Here is a 17,681-nt window from a genome sequence, read left to right as displayed (position 1 = left end):
GCTTGGTATTAAAAATAATAATGCGTGTGGAGATTGCAGAATGACGGATTTTTTTTCTAAAGAGAGAATCACGGCTAGCCCTAGTTTTAATCGTTGGCTGGTGCCACCAGCCGCCTTGGCAATTCATTTGTCCATAGGCATGGCGTATGGGTTTAGCGTGTTCTGGCTACCTCTCTCTAAGGCGCTTGGTATTCAAGACCCAATCGCATGTGCAGATACCATGGGTATATGGGCACGTGCTTTTGCGACAGACTGTGATTGGAAGGTTAGTGACTTAGGCTGGATGTTTACTTTATTTTTTGTATTTTTAGGGACATCAGCCGCAGTATTTGGTCATTGGCTGGAGCATGCCGGTCCACGTAAGGCAGGTGCAGTGGCTGCGGTATGCTGGGGTGGCGGTCTTCTTTTATCCTCATACGGTGTTTACACGCATCAATTATGGTTGATGTGGCTAGGTTCTGGCGTGATTGGTGGAATTGGCCTTGGTTTGGGCTATATTTCACCAGTTTCTACATTGATTAAGTGGTTTCCGGATCGTCGCGGCATGGCTACCGGTATGGCAATTATGGGGTTTGGTGGCGGCGCTATGATTGGTGCGCCGCTGGCTAATACCATGATGTCGCATTTTGCTACGCCGACTTCTGTTGGTGTGTGGCAGACCTTTGCGATTATGGGTGTGTTCTATTTTATTGCCATGATGATCGGTGCATTAAGTTACCGTGTACCGCCTACCGGTTGGGTGCCTAAGGGTTGGGTGCCGCCTGTGAATAATGGTAATAGCATGATTACCAACCGCCATGTACATGTGAATCATGCGCATAAAACGCCGCAGTTCTGGTTGCTTTGGGCGGTGCTGTGCCTTAATGTCAGCGCGGGTATTGGTGTGATCGGTATGGCCTCCCCTATGTTGCAAGAGGTGTTTGGCGGTGCATTAATCGGCGAGCAATTGAAGCTGGCTGAACTGTCACCGGAACAGCTGTTGCGCGTGACTGCGATTGGCGCTGGCTTTGCGGGTTTACTCTCTCTGTTTAATATTATCGGCCGTATTGGTTGGGCGTCTTTATCAGACTGGTTGGGTCGCAAGCGTACCTATATTATCTTTTTTGCATTAGGCTTCTTTTTGTATATCTCTGCGCCTTGGGCAGGGGGTACCGGTAGTGTGGCGGTGTTTGCCGGCTTGTTCTGCGTTATCTTGACCATGTATGGCGGTGGCTTCTCTACTATTCCAGCCTATTTGGCGGACATTTTTGGCACCCAGCATGTGGGCGCAATCCATGGGCGACTCTTAACGGCTTGGGCTACTGCCGGCGTGCTGGGGCCGGTGATTGTCAATTACCTGCGAGACTACCAGCTGGATCATGGTGTGCCTGCCAGCGCGGCATACAACGTGATTATGTACGTGTTAGCTACGCTGCTTTTGCTTGGTTTTATCTGTAATTTGCTGGTAAAACCCGTGTCAGACAAGCACTATATGACCGATGCTGAGCTGGAAGCAGAGCGGCAACTAGCGCATGAGAAATCAATCAAATTAAATGGCGATAAAGTAGAAAGCCAGCAATCCGAGAGTCATCCACTGCTGGTCTTTGTGGCATGGACACTAGTTGCTATTCCAATTTCGTATGGCATATTCAGTACCTTGCAGAAGGCTTGGATACTATTTCATTAGTTGATGTTGATTTTATCTAGGTAGAGTGCTTTGAATATATCGCCTATGATATTGACGATATGCGGTAAAATATTGCTTTATTAAGTTTAAGCAAGTTTAAAGGAAGCATACGTGAGAGAAATTAAGAAAAACCTAGATGGATCAGGGATGCAGGTAGGTGTTGTTTTATCAAGATTTAACAGCAATATTGGTGACGGCTTACTTGAGGCATGTAAGAGCGAACTACTTAAATTAGGTGTGGCAAGTGATGCGATTACGATTGCCACGGTGCCAGGCGCATTGGAAACACCGCTCATTCTTCAGCACATGGCGTTAAGTGAAAAATATGATGCGTTAATTGCTCTGGGTGCGATTATCCGCGGTGAGACTTACCATTTTGAAGTGGTTGCTAATGAATCAGCTCGTGGCATTTCAGAAGTGCAGTTAAATACAGGTGTGCCTGTTGCAAACGCTGTGCTTACTACAGAAGATGATGACCAAGCAATTGCGCGTATGCATATTAAAGGTGCTGAAGCAGCTCAGGTAGCTGTTGAAATGTTTAATTTGGTTAAAGCGCTATGATTGAAAATAAACCAGCAGTAACAAGCTTAGTGGTAGATGCCGAAGCCGAGGCTGGTACTACTGCCGGCGGCAGTGGTAAAAAGCCAGCGTCTAGAAGCAGCGGCAAAAAGAGTGGTAGTCAAAACCGTAGAAAATCGCGCGAGTTAGTATTAAAAGCCGTCTATCGCGGTATGTTAAATGACTCTGAGCTGTCGCAAGTATTCCGTGATATGCGTGATGATCCAGATTACAACAAGGCCGATGAGGCTTACTTCAAGCATTTATTGCAAGCAGTGACAGAGAACTTAGTTGCGATTGATGACAAGATTGTTAATTTTATTGACCGTGCCATTAGCGAACTTAGCCCTGTAGAGCATGCGATTTTACGTATTGCAGGCTGCGAGTTGATGTTTGATTTAACCATTCCATATCGCGTAGTGATCAATGAAGGTGTTGAATTGGCGAAAGTGTTTGGCGGTACGGATGGGCATAAATATATCAACGGTGTTTTAGATAAATTTGCAGCAGATGTACGCGAAGCTGAAGTTAAAGCCGCGAGAAGCTAGTCTCTGACATTGATGCGCGGTTGCTTTGTGATGCATGCTCAATCAAGGCAGATATCATGGATTTGAGCCACGTCCTAGAAATTGTACGTTTAACAGATGTTGGATTGCTGCGTAGTCATAATGAAGATGCAATCGCCAGTGATGCCAGCATCGGTTTTGTGGTTCTGGCTGATGGCATGGGTGGTTATAAAGCAGGTGAGGTCGCCAGTGAGATGGCTGTACTGAGCATCGCCGCTGAACTCAATGAGGCATTGGGTTCTTATTCGGCTAAACCTGCAGTGTTAGATGTTGTTGATAGACCCTTTTTAAATAAAGCGATTCTGAGAAAGCTATTGATCGATGTGGTTGCTACGGCAAATGCATCTATTTATCACGCATCACAAACATACCAGCAATGCGCCGGTATGGGTACGACCTTAGCATTAGGCTTGTTCACGAATAATCAGTTGTTAGTTGGGCACATTGGAGATTCACGGGTCTACAGGTTGCGAAACCATCAGTTAGAGCAAATGACCGAGGATCACTCTCTGCTACAAGAGGAGATTAGGGCGGGTATCGTGACTCTGGAGCAGGCAAAGCATTGCACCCATAAAAACTTAGTGACGCGCGCCTTGGGAGTTGATTCAGAGGTTGAACTGGAGTTGAATGAGTTTAAAGTTGAAGTGGGCGATGTTTATTTACTTTGCTCTGATGGTTTGAGCGATTTAGTGGATGATGCACTGATACAGGCAACGCTTAATCATCATATATTAGACTTAACCAGTGCTGCAGATGTTTTGGTGCAGTTAGCGAATAGTCATGGCGGCAAAGACAATGTTTCTGTCATACTAGCCAAGGTTAATGGCTCATATGAAGATAAAAATACTTGGTATGATAATTTTATAGGTTGGATAAAGTAACAGGATAGATTATGGCAAAGCTTATTCTTACCCTAGACGGTTCATACTTAAATGAATATGCATTAACCCACCTTAAAACTACCATCGGCCGTAAATCCAGCAATGACATTCACCTTGATAATTTAGCAATCAGCGGTGAGCATGCTGTTATTCTGAAGCAAGGCAATGATTTCTTTGTAGAAGATCTCAATAGTACCAACGGCACGCGCATCAATAATGCAGTTACTAAAAAACAGCTGTTAAAAAATGAAGATGTGATTGAGCTGGGTCGATTCCACCTTACGTTTCTTGATCATGAGGCGAGTGCCGCGGCAGCGTTTGAAAAAACAATGATGGTGCATCCATCGGCATTCGATGCTAAACCGCATCAGTCTTTCTCTAGTTCTGCGCCTGTAGCGCCGGCTGCATCACTCAGGCAAAGTGCTAGGCCGTCAGCTATTTCAAATGTGTTATCAGATGATGAAGAGCAAGCTAAACCAGCTTTAATTGGTAAGATACAGGTATTAAATGGCTCTAGCAGTGGGCGTGAGTTAGTGCTCAATAAGGCACTTACCACATTGGGTAAAACTGGCGTGCAGGTGGCCGTGATTACCAAGCGCCCGAATGGCTATTTTATTACGCATGTGGAAGGTAAAGTCTTGCCCGTGGTAAATGGCATTTCTACCGGTGTGCAGGCGCATGCGTTGGTCGATCATGATGTGATAGAACTGGCAGGTGTGAAAATGGAGTTCTATTTATCGCATGCATAGAGGTAGTGTGCATGGGGTCTTGGTTAGTGTGTTTGCGTCATGTGCTTAAGGCACTGTGTTAAAGAAGTTTGAGTTACCCAGTCAATGAGGTATAGCATTCAATGTTTGAACATCAGCACCCATACTTGTTAGCGCAGCTAGAGCGCCTAAACGCAATCGGCATTGCACTCTCAGCTGAGCGTGATCACCAGCGCTTATTAGAAATGATTCTACTTGGCGCACAAGAGATTACCAATGCTGATGGCGGTACACTTTACACCATTACGCAAGATAATCACCTCAAGTTTGAAATGATGCGTAATAAGTCGCTTAGCATGTACCTAGGTGGGACGACAGGTAAAGAGATTCCATTCTTACCATTACCTTTGTACTTGGCAGACGGTAGCCCTAACTTAACCACCGTTGCCGCCTATGCAACCTTACAAGATCAAACTGTTAATATTGCGAATGTGCGCGAGGTCGATAGTTTTGATTTCTCCGGTACGCGCAAATTTGATGAAAAAACTGGCTATCATTCGCAATCGTTTTTAACGATTCCGATGAAGGATCATGAGTCGAAAGTCATTGGTGTGTTGCAACTCATTAACGCCATAGATACTGAGACCGGGGCCATTATTCCGTTCTCAATAGCAAATCAGACGCTTGTCGAATCGTTGGCGTCGCAGGCAGCAGTTGCGATGACTAATCATCACTTGATTGAAGGACTTAAAGGCTTATTCGAGGCGTTCATTGAGTTGATTGCCGATGCCATCGACCAAAAGTCACCCTATACAGGTGGCCATTGCCGACGTGTACCCGAGCTAACCATGATGCTTACGCAGGCCTTAATTGACGCTAAAACAGGACCATTTAAGGACTTTACTCTTAACGAGAATGAGTTTTACGAGCTGAAAGTGGCCAGTTGGTTACATGATTGTGGCAAGGTAACCACTCCTGAAGCCATTATGGATAAGCCGACAAAGCTATCCTCAATCTTTGACCGCATTCTGTTGCTTGACCAGCGATTTGAGCTCTTAAAACAGCAGGCTGAATGCGCGATGCTTAAAGAGCAAGTGGAGATGCTAAAAGCAGGTGGTTTGGATCAAGAAAAACAAAATAGGCTAGCGGAGCAGCAGTCTAAGTTAGATGCGTTTAAGGCTTATTGCGATGAGGCTAGAGCCTTTTTAAGAGTCGCTAATATTGGTAGCGAGTCAATGACGGCGAGTGATCTGCAACGTATACAAGATATTGCTAATATGGAGATATTAGATATCTTAGGCAATAAGGTGCCATTTTTGGATGAAGATGAGACCTATAACTTAAGTATCAGGCGTGGCACGTTAACTGCAGAAGAGCGTCAGGTGATTAATAACCATATTGTGGTCACCATTAGCATGCTGGAGTCATTACCTTACCCACAGAGCCTTGCGCGTGTTCCTGAATACGCCTGCGGACACCATGAGCACATGGACGGCAGTGGTTATCCTAAAGGGCTGACGCGTGAGCAAATGTCGATACCAGCGCGCGTCATGGGGATTGCTGATATCTTTGAAGCGCTCACCTCTAAAGACAGGCCGTATAAGAAGGCAAAAACACTTTCCGAATCATTGGCGATATTGGGTAAGATGAAGGTGGAAAATCATATCGACCCTGAATTGTTTGATGTCTTTATACGAGAAGGTATCTACCTGAAGTATGCACAAGAGTTTTTAGAGCCTGAGCAAATTGACCAAGTTGATTTGACGCTGATCCCTGGCTATCAGCCTTAAGGGTTGATTACCGTATAGGCAAGGGCGAGCTGGCTGTTAATTGTTGTTCAGGTTAACGCTATGGCAGCCTGATGCATCGCAAACTAGATAGCTGCCCTGTTCATACCAGTCACCCAGTACCCATCTTGTTGTTGCTTTACCGTCCACTAGCAATTGGTGTTGGTTGGGTCTGTGTGTGTGTCCGTGAATAAGCTGGCTGGGGTGGCCATACTCTCTTAGTAGCTGGCTTACCGCATCTGGATTCACATCCATGATCTCGGCTGACTTATTAGATTTTTCTTGTTCGCTGCGTAATCTAATGGCTTCAATCTGACTTTTACGCGCCTGTAATGGCTGACTTAAAAACTCTGACTGCCATTGCTTGTTTCTCACTTGCGTGCGGAACTGCTGGTATGCGATATCATCGGTACATAAAGCGTCGCCGTGGCTGAGTAGGGTGGTTATCCCGTTTAATTCTATTAACGTTGGGTCATTGATTAAATGTATATGTGCCGCGTTGCAGAAGTCATCCGTAATTAAGAAATCACGGTTACCGTGCATTAAGTAAATGGAGACGCCGGACGTAGCTAATTGCTTAAATCCTTGAATAATCTGCTTGTTAAACGTGTCATCAATGTCATCATCACCAGCCCAGTATTCAAATAAATCACCTAGTATATAAAGTGCTTTGGCCGATTTGGCGTCGGATGATAGGAATTGCAAGAAGGTGTTAGTGATATGTGGGCGACTCGCGCATAGATGTAAATCAGAGATGAAAATTGTCGCGTCTGTTAAAGTGGGGCTGTTAGTGTTGAGATTAACCAAAATGTACAGCCCCTACTTTATTGCGTTTGCCTAGTTTGCTTGGAAGTTTCAGCATGTAGTTTAATAAGTGAGTGTTCTCAAGCAAACTAATGTTTGCGATTAAACGCGTGTAGCACGCTCAATTACTACGTTGCTTGACGGTACGTCTTGATGGCCTTTAAGGCTGGTAGTGGCAACTTGTTTGATTTTATCAACCACGTCCATGCCTTCAACAACCTTACCGAAAACACAGTAGCCCCAACCGTTACCGCTAGGTGCAGTGTGGTTTAAGAACTCATTGTTTGCCACGTTAATAAAGAACTGGCTGCTAGCAGAGTGCGGTGCAGAAGTACGTGCCATCGCAATGGTGTACTTTTCGTTACCTAAGCCGTTGTCTGCTTCATTCTTAATTTCAGCTTCTGTGCCTTTTTGTGTCATGGTTGTGTCAAAGCCGCCACCTTGAATCATAAAGCCACTAATCACACGGTGAAAAATTGTGCTGTCATAAAAACCAGCATCTACATACTGTAGAAAATTAGCTACTGTAATCGGTGCTTTTTCGGCATTGAGTTCAATAGTGATGTCGCCAAAATTTGTTTGTAGTTTAACCACGAAATGTCCTTAATAAATAATTGTGAAAACTGTTGAAAATACCTAGTAAAAATTAGGCGTGTGCTTATAAAGGCGTTTTGTTAACTTTAACTTGATGCACAACGATAGGTGATCTTGGTACGTCGCCGTATGGTCCCACATTAGCAGTTGAGGTAGCGGCAATGTCGCGCACTACATCCATACCTTTTAGCACTCTACCAAACACGCAGTAGCCAATAAGCTGTGCATCTGGGCTTTGGTAGTTAAGAAACTGGTTGTTCTCTAGGTTAATAAAAAATTGTGAGGTTGCAGAATCTGGGTCTGAAGTTCTAGCCATGGCAATCGTGCCAACCTCATTGGCAAGGCCATTGTTTGACTCGTTGATAATCGGCGCGCGCGTTTCTTTTTCTGTCATGTCTGCATTGAAACCACCACCTTGAATCATAAAGCGCTTAATAACGCGATGGAAAATCGTGTCTTGATAAAAGCCTGTGTTCACATACGCCAAAAAGTTTGCCACAGTTTTAGGCGCTTTTTCAGGGTAAAGCTCAACGATAAAGTTGCCACGGTTAGTTTCAAATACAACTTGTGGGTTAGCTGCCATGGCAGTACTGCTAAGTAACATTAAGGTTAGAAAAATATAAAATTTACGCATATGGTTCCTTGAGTGATGATTGAAGCAGCCTAGTGGAAACTAAGCTGTACCTTCATAAATGATTTTCCAGCGGTTGCCTTCTTGAATCCAGTACTGGCGTTTTTGCATGACATTTTTTAAATGTGAGCTATTAAAACTTTGCGTGAAATCAACTACCACTAGTTTTTTCTGTGGGTCAGGGTAGCTAAACATGCTGATATTAGACAGTGAAATGTCGATATCAGGCTTACTAGCTTGCACGCGATACTTATGCTCGGCCCATTGTTGATAGTTAATGCCATTAGTTGAAAAGTCTTTAGAGTAGTGAGACAGGTATTTCTCGGTATCCTGTGCTCGCCAGTCATTTAGCCAATGGTCTATTGCTGAGTTGAGTAACTCTTTTTCAGCCTCGGGGGCATCGGAGCTATTCAGCCACTCCAGATTGTTGGCAATGATAATTGGGGTTTTACCTGATTGCAGTGCAGGCTCTAGCGCCTTCAAGTCCTGATTTGCAACGACTACGCAGCCATCGCTTGCACGAGGTGGGCGGCTATAAGTGCTGCTCGGCGTACCATGCAACCAAATGCCGGAGCCGTTTCTGTTGTGTGCTTTATCCCATTCATTAGGGTAGCTAAGTGGGTAAGCACCTTCACCATAAAAGTCTGGTAGTTGCTGTTTTAGTTTGGTGCTGGCAAAGTAGACGCCAATCGGTGTGCGTTTATCACCTTCGGTCTGTTTTTCAACCCCATTTTTGCCGACGGTAATGTAATAGTCAGCAACGTATTTGAGTTGGTTGTCATGTTTTTCATACAGATATAATCTGGACTTGCTGGTGTCAATCAGCATCAAATGACTTTGCTGGGCGTTAGGCGCCAGAATTAAATTGGGTTGCTTTGCTTGCGATTGCTTGGCTAAATAGCGCTCAATACGTACGCGAGCCTCTTCTTGCAGATCTTGCACAGCTTCTGGGCGGTTGATGCTAGGGTCACCAAACGCTTGTAAATACTTACCCTGCGCCATGAGTAAGTCGCCACGCACCAAGTGTGCGAGCTTAAAGTTAGGAACGCTTTGAATTAATTGATCTATAGTATTCAGCGCCTGCTGGTGTTTACCCTCAGAAATCTCGAATAAACTTTTGACCAGTAATTCCTCTACCAGATTAGCTGCCGCATTAGATGCGATGGTTGCTGCGCTACTGAAACTAGCTTTGGGCAACAGGTTGCCAAAGCTAAAGCGGTTCACAGCGGTTGCATTCCATGGCACCAGCGTAATGGTAGCTAATAGCGTATAGGTCAGTGCTTTGTTAATCATCATGCCTTATATTTCAATACCACTATTTCAAAAATACCACGCGCAACTAGTTGCTTGCGATTTCTTCAGTAATTAACCAGTTGTCGCCTGATTTTTTCAGCAATAGTGTTTTGCTGGTACGGATTGGTGAGCGTTTGTCCGCTTGGTAGCTTTGCTTAAAGCGTACTTTTGCTGTATTGCCTTCGTTTGAGACCACGGCAATATTGTTGAGTTCTACGTTAATTTTAGATGGAGCGCTAATGCGTTCACGTCTTTGTTTTTCCCATGCCTTATAGTTTTGGCCTTTAGCAGGCTTAAAGTCATCGGCATAGCTCGCGAAGTATTTATTTAAGTCTTTGTTAGACCAAGCTTGTGCCCAGCCATTAACAGAAGCAGTAATGTTGTCGGTATTGTTGTTTGCTGGGGTTGATGCTTTTTTCACGTCAGGAGCAGGTGCTGGGGCAGCTGCACTTGCTGTAGTTTGTGTGCTTGCTGCTTTTGCAGGCTCTCTAGCCGCAATCGTTGTTTTATTGCCTGTGCCGAACAAGTCTTTAATTAAAGATAATTTACCTTGTGCGCGGGTGTTGGCAGTATCAAGTTGCAACGCTTTGTCATAAGCTTCACTGGCCATGCGCGCATAAATGTCACCTAGGTTTTCATGCGCGGTTGCATAGCTAGGATGGGTTTTAATTGCTGTTTCCAGTGCTTTACGCGCTTTATCAAACTGACCTTGGTCTGCATATAAAACTGCTAGGTTGTTGTAAGGCTCTGGCAAGTTTGGAAAGCGTTCAGTCACTTCAGTAAATGATTTGATTGCTTCATCTCTACGACCTTGCTCAGCTAGCAAGACGCCCTTCATGAATAATGCTTGTGCATTTTTTGGGTTTGCCGCGATAAAGGTGTTGATGCGGTCAAGTGCTACCGCAGTTTGGCCTTGATCAGCTAGTTTTGTGATGTCTTTAAGCTCGTCTGCAGATGCGATATTGAACGCAAAACTTGCTGAGGCTACTAGAACAAACCGAGCGATTGAAGGAGTCAGTGACGCAATAAAATTATTCATTGTGATATACTTTTTGGGTGAATAAATAAAGTGTAATTCTATCAATAGCCTAAGCAACCTCCAATAGCTCATTTTGATTTAAGCCAATATATTTCTTCATTGCGCGCATTAATCGGCCTGATGGGCGCTTAGTTTCAGATAAAAACAAATAACCAACCCTCTAGCTCTTAAATATATGTTAAAAATTTACAATACATTAGCCCGCGAAAAGCAGACATTTACCCCCATTGTTGCTGGCAAGGTCAGTATGTATGTATGTGGTATGACAGTTTATGATTACTGTCATTTAGGCCATGCGCGCGTGATGGTGGTTTTTGATATGGTGAGTCGCTGGTTGAGGACGTCTGGCTACGACGTGACTTATGTGCGTAATGTGACCGATATTGATGACAAAATTATCAAGCGCGCCAATGAAAATAATGAAACTATTGCACAGCTGACGCAGCGCTTTATTGACGCCATGGATGAAGACTCTGCCAAACTGGGTGTGTTACGTCCAGACATAGAGCCTAAGGCCACCGAGTTCGTTGGCGGTATGTTGACGATGATTACTGCCTTAATTGAAAAAGGCTTTGCCTACCCTGCGGCTAATGGCGATGTATTTTATTCTGTCAGCAGCTTTCAAGGTTACGGCAAATTATCTGGTAAGTCTTTAGAGGATTTGCGTGCGGGTGAGCGCGTTGAGGTAGATACCTTTAAAAAAGACCCAATGGATTTTGTACTATGGAAAGCGACAAAACCTGGAGAGCCAAGCTGGGACTCTCCGTGGGGTAAGGGGCGCCCAGGCTGGCATATTGAATGCTCGGCAATGAGCTCGCATCATCTAGGCCGACATTTTGATATCCACGGTGGTGGGCAAGACTTGCAATTCCCGCATCATGAAAATGAGATTGCACAATCTGAGGCGGCGCATAGCCATGATGGCAAGCCCTGTCAGATGGTGAATTACTGGATGCATAATGGTTTTGTACGTGTTGATGATGAAAAAATGTCTAAATCATTAGGCAATTTCTTTACGATACGTACCGTGCTGGAAAAGTATGATGCAGAAGTCATCCGCTTTTTTATCTTGCGCGCGCACTATCGCAGCCCGCTCAATTACAGCGACCAGCATTTGAATGATGCTAAGTTGGCACTCACTCGTCTTTATACTGCGTTGCGTGGTTTAGATGTTACTGATGCTGCCGTTGACTGGCAGCATCCACATGCCGCGCGTTTTAAGCTAGCGATGGATGATGACTTTAATACGCCAGAAGCCATGGCTGTATTGTTTGATTTGGCAAATGAAGTGAATAAAACCAAGTCTGCAGAAGCTGCAAGCCTACTTAAAAAATTGGCGGGTGTGCTTGGGCTGTTATCACGTGACTCAGACGAATTTTTACAAGCTAAGTCAGCGGCTACCAGTAATGCAGTAGCGTCAAATGGTGAGGCAGCAGTGTTGGATGTTGATGGATTGATTGTCAAACGCCTTGAGGCTAAGCAGGCCAAAAACTTTGCTGAGGCAGATCGCATTCGTAAAGAGCTGGCAGAAGCTGGCATTATTTTAGAAGATACGCCACAAGGTACAACCTGGCGTAATGCTTAATCAGCTTGTTATTTAAATATTATTGGAAATGAGTAAGGAACTGTTATGCCAGTTAAATTAACTGCCCCCCTAGCTTCATCTTTATTGCCTGTAAATGGCGTTGAATTAGGTTATGCGGAAGCGCACGTAAGAAAGCCTAACCGTAAGGATGTGTTGGTGATTAAGCTTGCAGAGGGCACGCGCGTGGCTGGCGTTTTTACTAAAAACCGTTTCTGTGCTGCACCGGTAGTGCTGTGTAAGGATTTTTTAGCGCAAAACGCTGGTATTCGCGCTTTGCTAGTTAATACCGGCTGTGCCAATGCCGGTACCGGTGAAGATGGATTAAAGCGTGCCCAGCAAAGCTGCGATGCGCTAGCGGGCTTGCTTGGTGTTCAGGCAAATCAAGTACTGCCATTTTCTACCGGTGTGATTTTAGAGCCTTTGCCTGTTGATAAAGTAGTGGCTGGTTTGCCAGCAGCCATCGCTAATTTAAAAGCGGACAACTGGTTGAATGCTGCTGAAGCGATTATGACGACTGATATTGTGGCTAAAGGCACGTCTCGTCAATTAAATGTGGATGGTAAAATTATCACCATCACTGGCATGAGCAAAGGCTCAGGCATGATTCACCCTAATATGGCAACCATGCTGGGCTATGTTGCAACAGATGCTGCGATTAGCCAAGCTGCACTCGAAAGCATGATTCAGTATGCAGTGAATAAATCATTTAACTGTATTACGGTAGATGGCGATACTTCGACCAATGACAGCTTGATTTTTATGGCGACCAACCAAGCCGGCAACACTGAAATTACCGAAAGTAGTGCAGATTATATTGCGCTACGCGATGCCTTCACCGATGTGGCGGTTGAGTTGGCGCAAGCGATTGTGCGCGACGGTGAAGGTGCAACTAAGTTTATGTCGATTGTGGTCGAGCGTGGCCAGAATGAAGAAGAGTGCCGCAAAGTGGCTTATGCCATTGCACATTCGCCATTGGTTAAAACCGCATTTTTTGCATCAGATCCTAATTTAGGCCGTATTTTAGCTGCGATTGGCTATGCTGGCGTGGATGATCTGGATGTGAACACCCTGCAATTGTATTTGGGGGATGTATTGGTAGCAGAGCACGGCGGCCGCGCGGCCTCATATCTTGAGGAGCAGGGTTCAGCTGTGATGAGTGAGTCTGACATCGTCGTGCGGGTCGTGCTTAATCGCGGGGTTGCCGCAGTTACGATTTGGACATGTGACTTCTCGTATGATTACGTAAAAATTAATGCAGACTACCGCTCTTAATCATTATTAAGCTGCACCCAACTCCAGCTAACAAGAAAACCAAAAACATGAGCACCAGCGCCCTTAATTTATCCTCAGATTCGGCCGCCAGCATGCCTGCTTCGCAAGTGACAGAAGCGGCAGTTGGCATCATTCAGCGCGATAATGGCATGGTGTTGTTAGGTGAGCGCCCAACTGGTAAGCCTTGGGAAGGTTATTGGGAGTTTCCTGGGGGTAAAGTAGAGCCTAACGAGACACCGGCACAAGCCCTGAAAAGGGAGTTGCAGGAGGAGTTGGGCATTACGGTCACACGCTTTCACTCTTGGATTACACGTACATATGAGTATGAGGCGCGCTATGATCAATCCGGCAAGTTAGTAACACCAGCTAAGGCGGTTAAGCTGCATTTCTTTATTGTGGTGGAGTGGCAAGGTGATCCGGTTGGTTTGGAGGATCAGTTGCTAAGTTGGCAGAACCCAGAGAAACTCACAGTGGGGCCTATGTTGCCAGCCAATAGCCCAATTCTCAGTGCGCTCAGCTTAGCGTCTACTTATGCCATCACTAATTTAAAAGAAATGGGTGAGGCGCAGTTTTTTGAGCGCTTAAAAATTGCGCTGGAAAATGGGTTGATGATGATACAAGTGCGCGAGCCGCATCTGTCTAAGCAAGATTTAATGTTGTTTGCCGAACATGTGATTGCTTTGGCAAAGCCGTTTGAGGCAAAAGTGTTTATCAATACAGATGTGCAGAGTGCGCAGCAGCTTAACGCTTCTGGCGTGCATTTATCTGCAGAGCGGTTGATGCAGCTTAAGGTTAAGCCTGAAGGTTTGTTGGTGGGTGCTTCTTGCCATAATACGGCAGAGTTGGCGCACGCAAAAATGTTGGCGCTGGATTACGTGACGCTGTCACCGGTTAAATCTACGTTAAGTCATCCTGACGCATCGCCGCTTGGCTGGGATGCATTTAATCAGTTGATTGCTGGGTACTCACTACCGGTTTTTGCGCTGGGCGGCATGTTGCGGGAAGATCTGGATACAGCAAGAATCTATGGTGCGCATGGGATTGCGATGCAGCGCGATGTGTGGGGCGCGTTATAGATTAGGTGCGCTGTAAATTAATGGCTGTGGTGATGCTCGTGATCGCTATGGTTGGCTGGGCCGCTACTGTTTTCTGCATTTTTAACCGCGGCTTTCACACTTTGTTTGAATTCAATATTCTGTTTATTCTTAAATGTTAGTTCGAAGTTCACCGTTTGTGCATCAAGTAGCGGTTTTTTCAGGTCGAACAGCATAAAGTGGTAACCCGCTGGCTCTAGCTTATAAGGCTTGCCAGCAGCTAATGGTAGTGAGGGTAGCATGCGCATTTTCATCACGTTGTTTTCCATTTTCATGCTGTGAATTTCCACGCTTTCGCTCACGTCACTTTCAATCTTCACTAAAGTCACATCATTGGCGCTGGTGATAGTCATGTATCCAGCACTGATGTTTTGTCCTGGGTAAGTCGCTTTTACCCAAGGGTTGTGAATAGTAATGCTCTCTTGTGCATGGCCTAGTGTCGCAGTGGTTGCAAGCAAGAGAGCTAAGCTGTAACGCAAGGCGCGTTGTATATGGTTACGTAGTCGGTGTGGCTGCGTCATTGTCATGTTGAGCACCTTGAGATTTGTCGTTGTTAAGTACTTACTGGGTTAACTCGTCAGGTAAGTCATCATCTTTGGTTTCTGCCGGTATTGCGTAGTCTTCATTGGCCCAAGCGCCTAAATCTATCATTTCACAACGTTTGCTACAAAATGGTCTGTAAGCGTTTAGCGGAGAAAACTCCACTAGCTTTTTGCATGTAGGGCAGGCGATAAGTCGTTTAGTTTGATTCATGTGTCGGTACTTTGCTATTACTTTACGAGTTAAGCGTTGTCTGTTTAAGATAAATGCGTGCTTGAGTAGGCGCGCTGCGCTTATAAGTTACACAGCGTTAACGTGAAGTCGATATCTTCTTCGAATTTTTGTGGTTTTTGCGAGCAGTCTAGCGTGTTGAATCTAATATTAATCGCGTACTTATTTGCACTAACTTCAGGGAAGCAGTTGAGATTATCCGCAAGATTGATTTTTAACATTTGTGCTGGTCTTACACCGCCCAGCATTTGCTGATAAACGCCATTAGTGGCAACCAGTTTGTTGGTGCTGCCGCTACCGCGCAAAATACGTAAGATGATGATGATAGCTTGCTGCATTGGAATCAGCGGTTTAATCCACGATTCCAAATCATGCTTGCGACGCTCTGAGCCTAGCCCCAGCCAGTAATGGTAAGAAGGCACATCAAATTCACACACGCCGCCAGGGATGCCTGCACGCTGCTTAATACTCATTAGCCATTCGTTAGCGCGTAAGGTTTGCCCGAGCTTGGTAGTTTCTGCGCGCAATGCATCTGCAGCTACACTAATGTCGCCTAGTGTTGCCTCTAGTGCTTCGGTAGAAATGATTGGGTTCCCAATGAGCATGCGCATGGCGGTTTTCTGGCGGTCTAGCTCTTGCAGTAAATCAACTTTGAGTTCTGCGCGATCTACCACGTCTAGAATTTGCAAAAGTGTCAGTAGGGCACAGTGATGTTGAAACTCATGGTCTGCGGCAACGTTATGTAAAACTTTGGCAAACAAATCCTCTACGCGCAGTAGTGTGCGTATGCGTTCATTGAAAGGATAGTCGTAACTAGGCATGTTTAATCATGTACGCCAAAGGCTTTTTTAGGTTAGGCCGTTGCATTGAATTTAAAAGTTGAACTGGATTATCAAATTTATTTGCTAACTATGCAAGTCTTAATAAGTTTTTTATGAAATTCATTAATTTTCTCCGTTAACTCATGCACTGAGCCGCTGTTATCTATGATTGCATCAGCAAGGCTGCGTCTATTTTCCCTCGAAGTTTGTGCGAGCATTAGCTTTTTTACTTCGTCAGCCGTGAGCTGGCTGCGGTTCATCGCGCGCTGAATTTGTAGCGATTCATCGCAATCAATCACTAAGGTGGTATTAACAATCGATTGATAGCGCTTACTTTCAAACAGCAAAGGCACTACTAACAGTTGATAGCTTGGGTGCAGATTTTGTTCATTATTCTGTAGTGTTTGCCATGCATGCTCATAGATGGCAGGGTGCAGCAATTGTTCCAGCTTGGTTTTTTCATTGGCATCGCTGAAGATATGCTGGCGCAGTTTGGCGCGGTTAAGCATGCCATCGGCATTAAAGAACTGCGCCCCAAATATGTGCTGCATTTCTTTGAGTAAGGGGCTGCCAATCGCGGTTAGCTCATGTGCAATTACATCTGTATCTACTACAGGAATCCCTAGGCTAGCAAAATGCCTAGAGGCTTCGCTCTTACCGGAGCCGATTCCGCCAGTGAGTGCAACGACGTACATGGTCTAGCTACGGTAAGTAAAAAGTGGCCAGTGTTTGGCCAAAAAATAATGCAGCAATGCCGCCAATTGCCAAGAATGGGCCAAACGGCATGGGTACTTCTTTACCGCGTTTAGTGAGTACGATCAAAGCAATTCCGATGATGGCGCCTAGGGTGGATGATAGGAGTATTACCGCAGGCAGTAACTGCCAGCCAAACCAAGCGCCAATTGCCGCTAGTAGCTTGAAGTCGCCATAGCCCATGCCTTCTTTCCCTCGAATTAGCTTAAACAGCCAATAAACAGACCATAGCACCAGGTATCCTGCCATGGCGCCAATGACGGCAGATTTTAAATCGGTAAACCCGGCATTTAAGTTGAATAAGATGCCTAACCATAGTAGAGGTAGGGTAATGTCATCCGGTAGCAGTTGGGTGTCAAAATCAATAAAAGTCAAGGCGATGAGTGCTAGCGCAAATGCCCATGCCATTAAGGTGATGCTGGTGTAGCCAAATTTCCAGCTGATAGCGCCAATTAACGTGCCGGTCAGTGCCTCTATGAGTGGGTAGCGCATGCTGATTGGGGTTTTGCAGCTTTTGCAGCGACCTCTTAGTGCTAGGTAGCTAATGATTGGTATGTTCTCTAAAGCCGAGATGTGATGACCGCATTGTGGACAGGCCGAGCGCGGATGGCACAGATTGTATTTGGTTGCGGTGGGAACCTCTTTCCCTTGTAGTTCTAGGCAGTTGTTATGCCATTCCTGCTCCATCATTTTGGGTAGGCGGTGGATAACGACGTTTAAAAAACTGCCGACCATGAGACCAATTAGCGTAGAAAGTGCGATAAATAAGGTGTTGTTTTGTTGAAGGATAACTGAAATTTCGTTTAATGCAGCAGGCATGGCAATCCTTTGGTCAGGGCTTATTATGGGCATCGCTTTA

The 17,681-nt window shown here is 45.3% G+C and carries 19 protein-coding genes; 9 read left to right on the top strand and 10 right to left on the bottom strand.

The window, feature by feature from the left end:
* The first annotated feature begins 40 nt into the window (after positions 1-40).
* From ACSSU7_RS06955 to ACSSU7_RS06930, 6 genes are all read left to right on the top strand, one after another.
* Positions 41-1,666 carry an OFA family MFS transporter gene (locus ACSSU7_RS06955; protein WP_492515839.1) on the top strand — a complete coding sequence of 542 codons (1,626 nt, stop codon included), beginning with the start codon at positions 41-43 and terminating at the stop codon, positions 1,664-1,666.
* A gap of 111 nt (positions 1,667-1,777) precedes the next feature.
* Positions 1,778-2,227 carry a 6,7-dimethyl-8-ribityllumazine synthase gene (gene ribH / locus ACSSU7_RS06950; protein ID WP_015831448.1) on the top strand — a complete coding sequence of 150 codons (450 nt, stop codon included), beginning with the start codon at positions 1,778-1,780 and terminating at the stop codon, positions 2,225-2,227.
* Positions 2,224-2,772: a transcription antitermination factor NusB gene (nusB, locus tag ACSSU7_RS06945; RefSeq protein WP_492515838.1), complete on the top strand. Its 549-nt coding sequence runs from the start codon at positions 2,224-2,226 to the stop codon at positions 2,770-2,772. The genes ribH and nusB overlap by 4 nt, the downstream gene beginning before the upstream one ends.
* Positions 2,773-2,828: 56 nt before the next feature.
* Complete coding sequence (locus ACSSU7_RS06940; RefSeq protein WP_492515837.1) at positions 2,829-3,671, top strand: Stp1/IreP family PP2C-type Ser/Thr phosphatase; 843 nt, start codon at positions 2,829-2,831, stop codon at positions 3,669-3,671.
* Between the two features lie 11 nt (positions 3,672-3,682).
* Positions 3,683-4,420 carry an FHA domain-containing protein gene (locus ACSSU7_RS06935; RefSeq protein ID WP_492515836.1) on the top strand — a complete coding sequence of 246 codons (738 nt, stop codon included), beginning with the start codon at positions 3,683-3,685 and terminating at the stop codon, positions 4,418-4,420.
* 101 nt (positions 4,421-4,521) lie between these two features.
* Positions 4,522-6,168, top strand: coding sequence for an HD domain-containing phosphohydrolase (locus tag ACSSU7_RS06930; RefSeq protein ID WP_492515835.1), 1,647 nt, complete (start codon positions 4,522-4,524; stop codon positions 6,166-6,168).
* 36 nt (positions 6,169-6,204) lie between these two features.
* On the opposite strand, the gene ACSSU7_RS06925 is transcribed toward ACSSU7_RS06930, so the two are convergent.
* From ACSSU7_RS06925 to ACSSU7_RS06905, 5 genes are all read right to left on the bottom strand, one after another.
* Positions 6,205-6,972, bottom strand: a complete 768-nt coding sequence (locus ACSSU7_RS06925) for a UDP-2,3-diacylglucosamine diphosphatase (protein WP_492515834.1) — start codon at positions 6,970-6,972, stop codon at positions 6,205-6,207.
* Positions 6,973-7,071: 99 nt separating this feature from the next.
* Positions 7,072-7,563: a peptidylprolyl isomerase gene (locus tag ACSSU7_RS06920; RefSeq protein ID WP_492515833.1), complete on the bottom strand. Its 492-nt coding sequence runs from the start codon at positions 7,561-7,563 to the stop codon at positions 7,072-7,074.
* Positions 7,564-7,627: 64 nt separating this feature from the next.
* On the bottom strand, positions 7,628-8,197 hold the full coding sequence (locus tag ACSSU7_RS06915; protein WP_492515832.1) for a peptidylprolyl isomerase: 570 nt from the start codon (positions 8,195-8,197) through the stop codon (positions 7,628-7,630).
* A gap of 39 nt (positions 8,198-8,236) precedes the next feature.
* Entirely contained in the window at positions 8,237-9,490 is a 1,254-nt protein-coding gene (locus tag ACSSU7_RS06910) for a L,D-transpeptidase family protein (protein ID WP_492515831.1), read from the bottom strand.
* Between the two features lie 43 nt (positions 9,491-9,533).
* A complete protein-coding gene (locus ACSSU7_RS06905; RefSeq protein WP_492515830.1) occupies positions 9,534-10,526 on the bottom strand; it encodes a tetratricopeptide repeat protein in 993 nt (330 codons plus the stop codon).
* A gap of 175 nt (positions 10,527-10,701) precedes the next feature.
* On the opposite strand from ACSSU7_RS06905, the gene cysS reads away from it, so the two are divergent.
* From cysS to ACSSU7_RS06890, 3 genes are read left to right on the top strand one after another with little or no spacing between them, the layout of a single operon-like run.
* Positions 10,702-12,111, top strand: coding sequence for a cysteine--tRNA ligase (gene cysS, locus ACSSU7_RS06900; protein WP_492515829.1), 1,410 nt, complete (start codon positions 10,702-10,704; stop codon positions 12,109-12,111).
* A gap of 45 nt (positions 12,112-12,156) precedes the next feature.
* On the top strand, positions 12,157-13,383 hold the full coding sequence (gene argJ, locus ACSSU7_RS06895) for a bifunctional glutamate N-acetyltransferase/amino-acid acetyltransferase ArgJ (RefSeq protein WP_492515828.1): 1,227 nt from the start codon (positions 12,157-12,159) through the stop codon (positions 13,381-13,383).
* A 47-nt stretch (positions 13,384-13,430) separates the two neighbouring features.
* Positions 13,431-14,459: a Nudix family hydrolase gene (locus ACSSU7_RS06890; RefSeq protein ID WP_492515827.1), complete on the top strand. Its 1,029-nt coding sequence runs from the start codon at positions 13,431-13,433 to the stop codon at positions 14,457-14,459.
* Between the two features lie 17 nt (positions 14,460-14,476).
* On the opposite strand, the gene ACSSU7_RS06885 is transcribed toward ACSSU7_RS06890, so the two are convergent.
* The 5 genes from ACSSU7_RS06885 to ACSSU7_RS06865 all read right to left on the bottom strand — a co-directional run bounded on the left by ACSSU7_RS06885 (position 14,477) and on the right by ACSSU7_RS06865 (position 17,641).
* Positions 14,477-15,004: a copper chaperone PCu(A)C gene (locus ACSSU7_RS06885; protein ID WP_492515826.1), complete on the bottom strand. Its 528-nt coding sequence runs from the start codon at positions 15,002-15,004 to the stop codon at positions 14,477-14,479.
* 34 nt (positions 15,005-15,038) lie between these two features.
* A complete protein-coding gene (locus ACSSU7_RS06880; protein WP_492515825.1) occupies positions 15,039-15,230 on the bottom strand; it encodes a DNA gyrase inhibitor YacG in 192 nt (63 codons plus the stop codon).
* 80 nt (positions 15,231-15,310) lie between these two features.
* On the bottom strand, positions 15,311-16,069 hold the full coding sequence (gene zapD / locus ACSSU7_RS06875) for a cell division protein ZapD (protein ID WP_492515824.1): 759 nt from the start codon (positions 16,067-16,069) through the stop codon (positions 15,311-15,313).
* A gap of 77 nt (positions 16,070-16,146) precedes the next feature.
* Complete coding sequence (gene coaE / locus ACSSU7_RS06870; protein ID WP_492515823.1) at positions 16,147-16,764, bottom strand: dephospho-CoA kinase; 618 nt, start codon at positions 16,762-16,764, stop codon at positions 16,147-16,149.
* 7 nt (positions 16,765-16,771) lie between these two features.
* A complete protein-coding gene (locus tag ACSSU7_RS06865; protein ID WP_492515822.1) occupies positions 16,772-17,641 on the bottom strand; it encodes a prepilin peptidase in 870 nt (289 codons plus the stop codon).
* Positions 17,642-17,681 lie beyond the last annotated feature (40 nt).

The sequence above is a fragment of the Methylotenera sp. E1MeOHC1 genome (assembly GCF_058745595.1).
The sequence above is the reverse complement of the archived record's forward strand: the minus strand, read 5'-3'. Positions and strand labels throughout refer to the sequence as shown.

Excerpts from the sequence above, each read along its gene's own strand:
- ACSSU7_RS06955 (WP_492515839.1), top strand. The coding sequence starts at position 41 with ATGACGGATTTTTTTTCTAAAGAGAGAATCACGGCTAGCCCTAGTTTT.
- nusB (WP_492515838.1), top strand. The coding sequence starts at position 2,224 with ATGATTGAAAATAAACCAGCAGTAACAAGCTTAGTGGTAGATGCCGAA.
- ACSSU7_RS06940 (WP_492515837.1), top strand. The coding sequence starts at position 2,829 with ATGGATTTGAGCCACGTCCTAGAAATTGTACGTTTAACAGATGTTGGA.
- ACSSU7_RS06935 (WP_492515836.1), top strand. The coding sequence starts at position 3,683 with ATGGCAAAGCTTATTCTTACCCTAGACGGTTCATACTTAAATGAATAT.
- ACSSU7_RS06930 (WP_492515835.1), top strand. The coding sequence starts at position 4,522 with ATGTTTGAACATCAGCACCCATACTTGTTAGCGCAGCTAGAGCGCCTA.
- ACSSU7_RS06915 (WP_492515832.1), bottom strand. The coding sequence starts at position 8,197 with ATGCGTAAATTTTATATTTTTCTAACCTTAATGTTACTTAGCAGTACT.
- ACSSU7_RS06910 (WP_492515831.1), bottom strand. The coding sequence starts at position 9,490 with ATGATGATTAACAAAGCACTGACCTATACGCTATTAGCTACCATTACG.
- ACSSU7_RS06905 (WP_492515830.1), bottom strand. The coding sequence starts at position 10,526 with ATGAATAATTTTATTGCGTCACTGACTCCTTCAATCGCTCGGTTTGTT.
- cysS (WP_492515829.1), top strand. The coding sequence starts at position 10,702 with ATGTTAAAAATTTACAATACATTAGCCCGCGAAAAGCAGACATTTACC.
- argJ (WP_492515828.1), top strand. The coding sequence starts at position 12,157 with ATGCCAGTTAAATTAACTGCCCCCCTAGCTTCATCTTTATTGCCTGTA.
- ACSSU7_RS06890 (WP_492515827.1), top strand. The coding sequence starts at position 13,431 with ATGAGCACCAGCGCCCTTAATTTATCCTCAGATTCGGCCGCCAGCATG.
- ACSSU7_RS06885 (WP_492515826.1), bottom strand. The coding sequence starts at position 15,004 with ATGACAATGACGCAGCCACACCGACTACGTAACCATATACAACGCGCC.
- ACSSU7_RS06880 (WP_492515825.1), bottom strand. The coding sequence starts at position 15,230 with ATGAATCAAACTAAACGACTTATCGCCTGCCCTACATGCAAAAAGCTA.
- zapD (WP_492515824.1), bottom strand. The coding sequence starts at position 16,069 with ATGCCTAGTTACGACTATCCTTTCAATGAACGCATACGCACACTACTG.
- coaE (WP_492515823.1), bottom strand. The coding sequence starts at position 16,764 with ATGTACGTCGTTGCACTCACTGGCGGAATCGGCTCCGGTAAGAGCGAA.
- ACSSU7_RS06865 (WP_492515822.1), bottom strand. The coding sequence starts at position 17,641 with ATGCCTGCTGCATTAAACGAAATTTCAGTTATCCTTCAACAAAACAAC.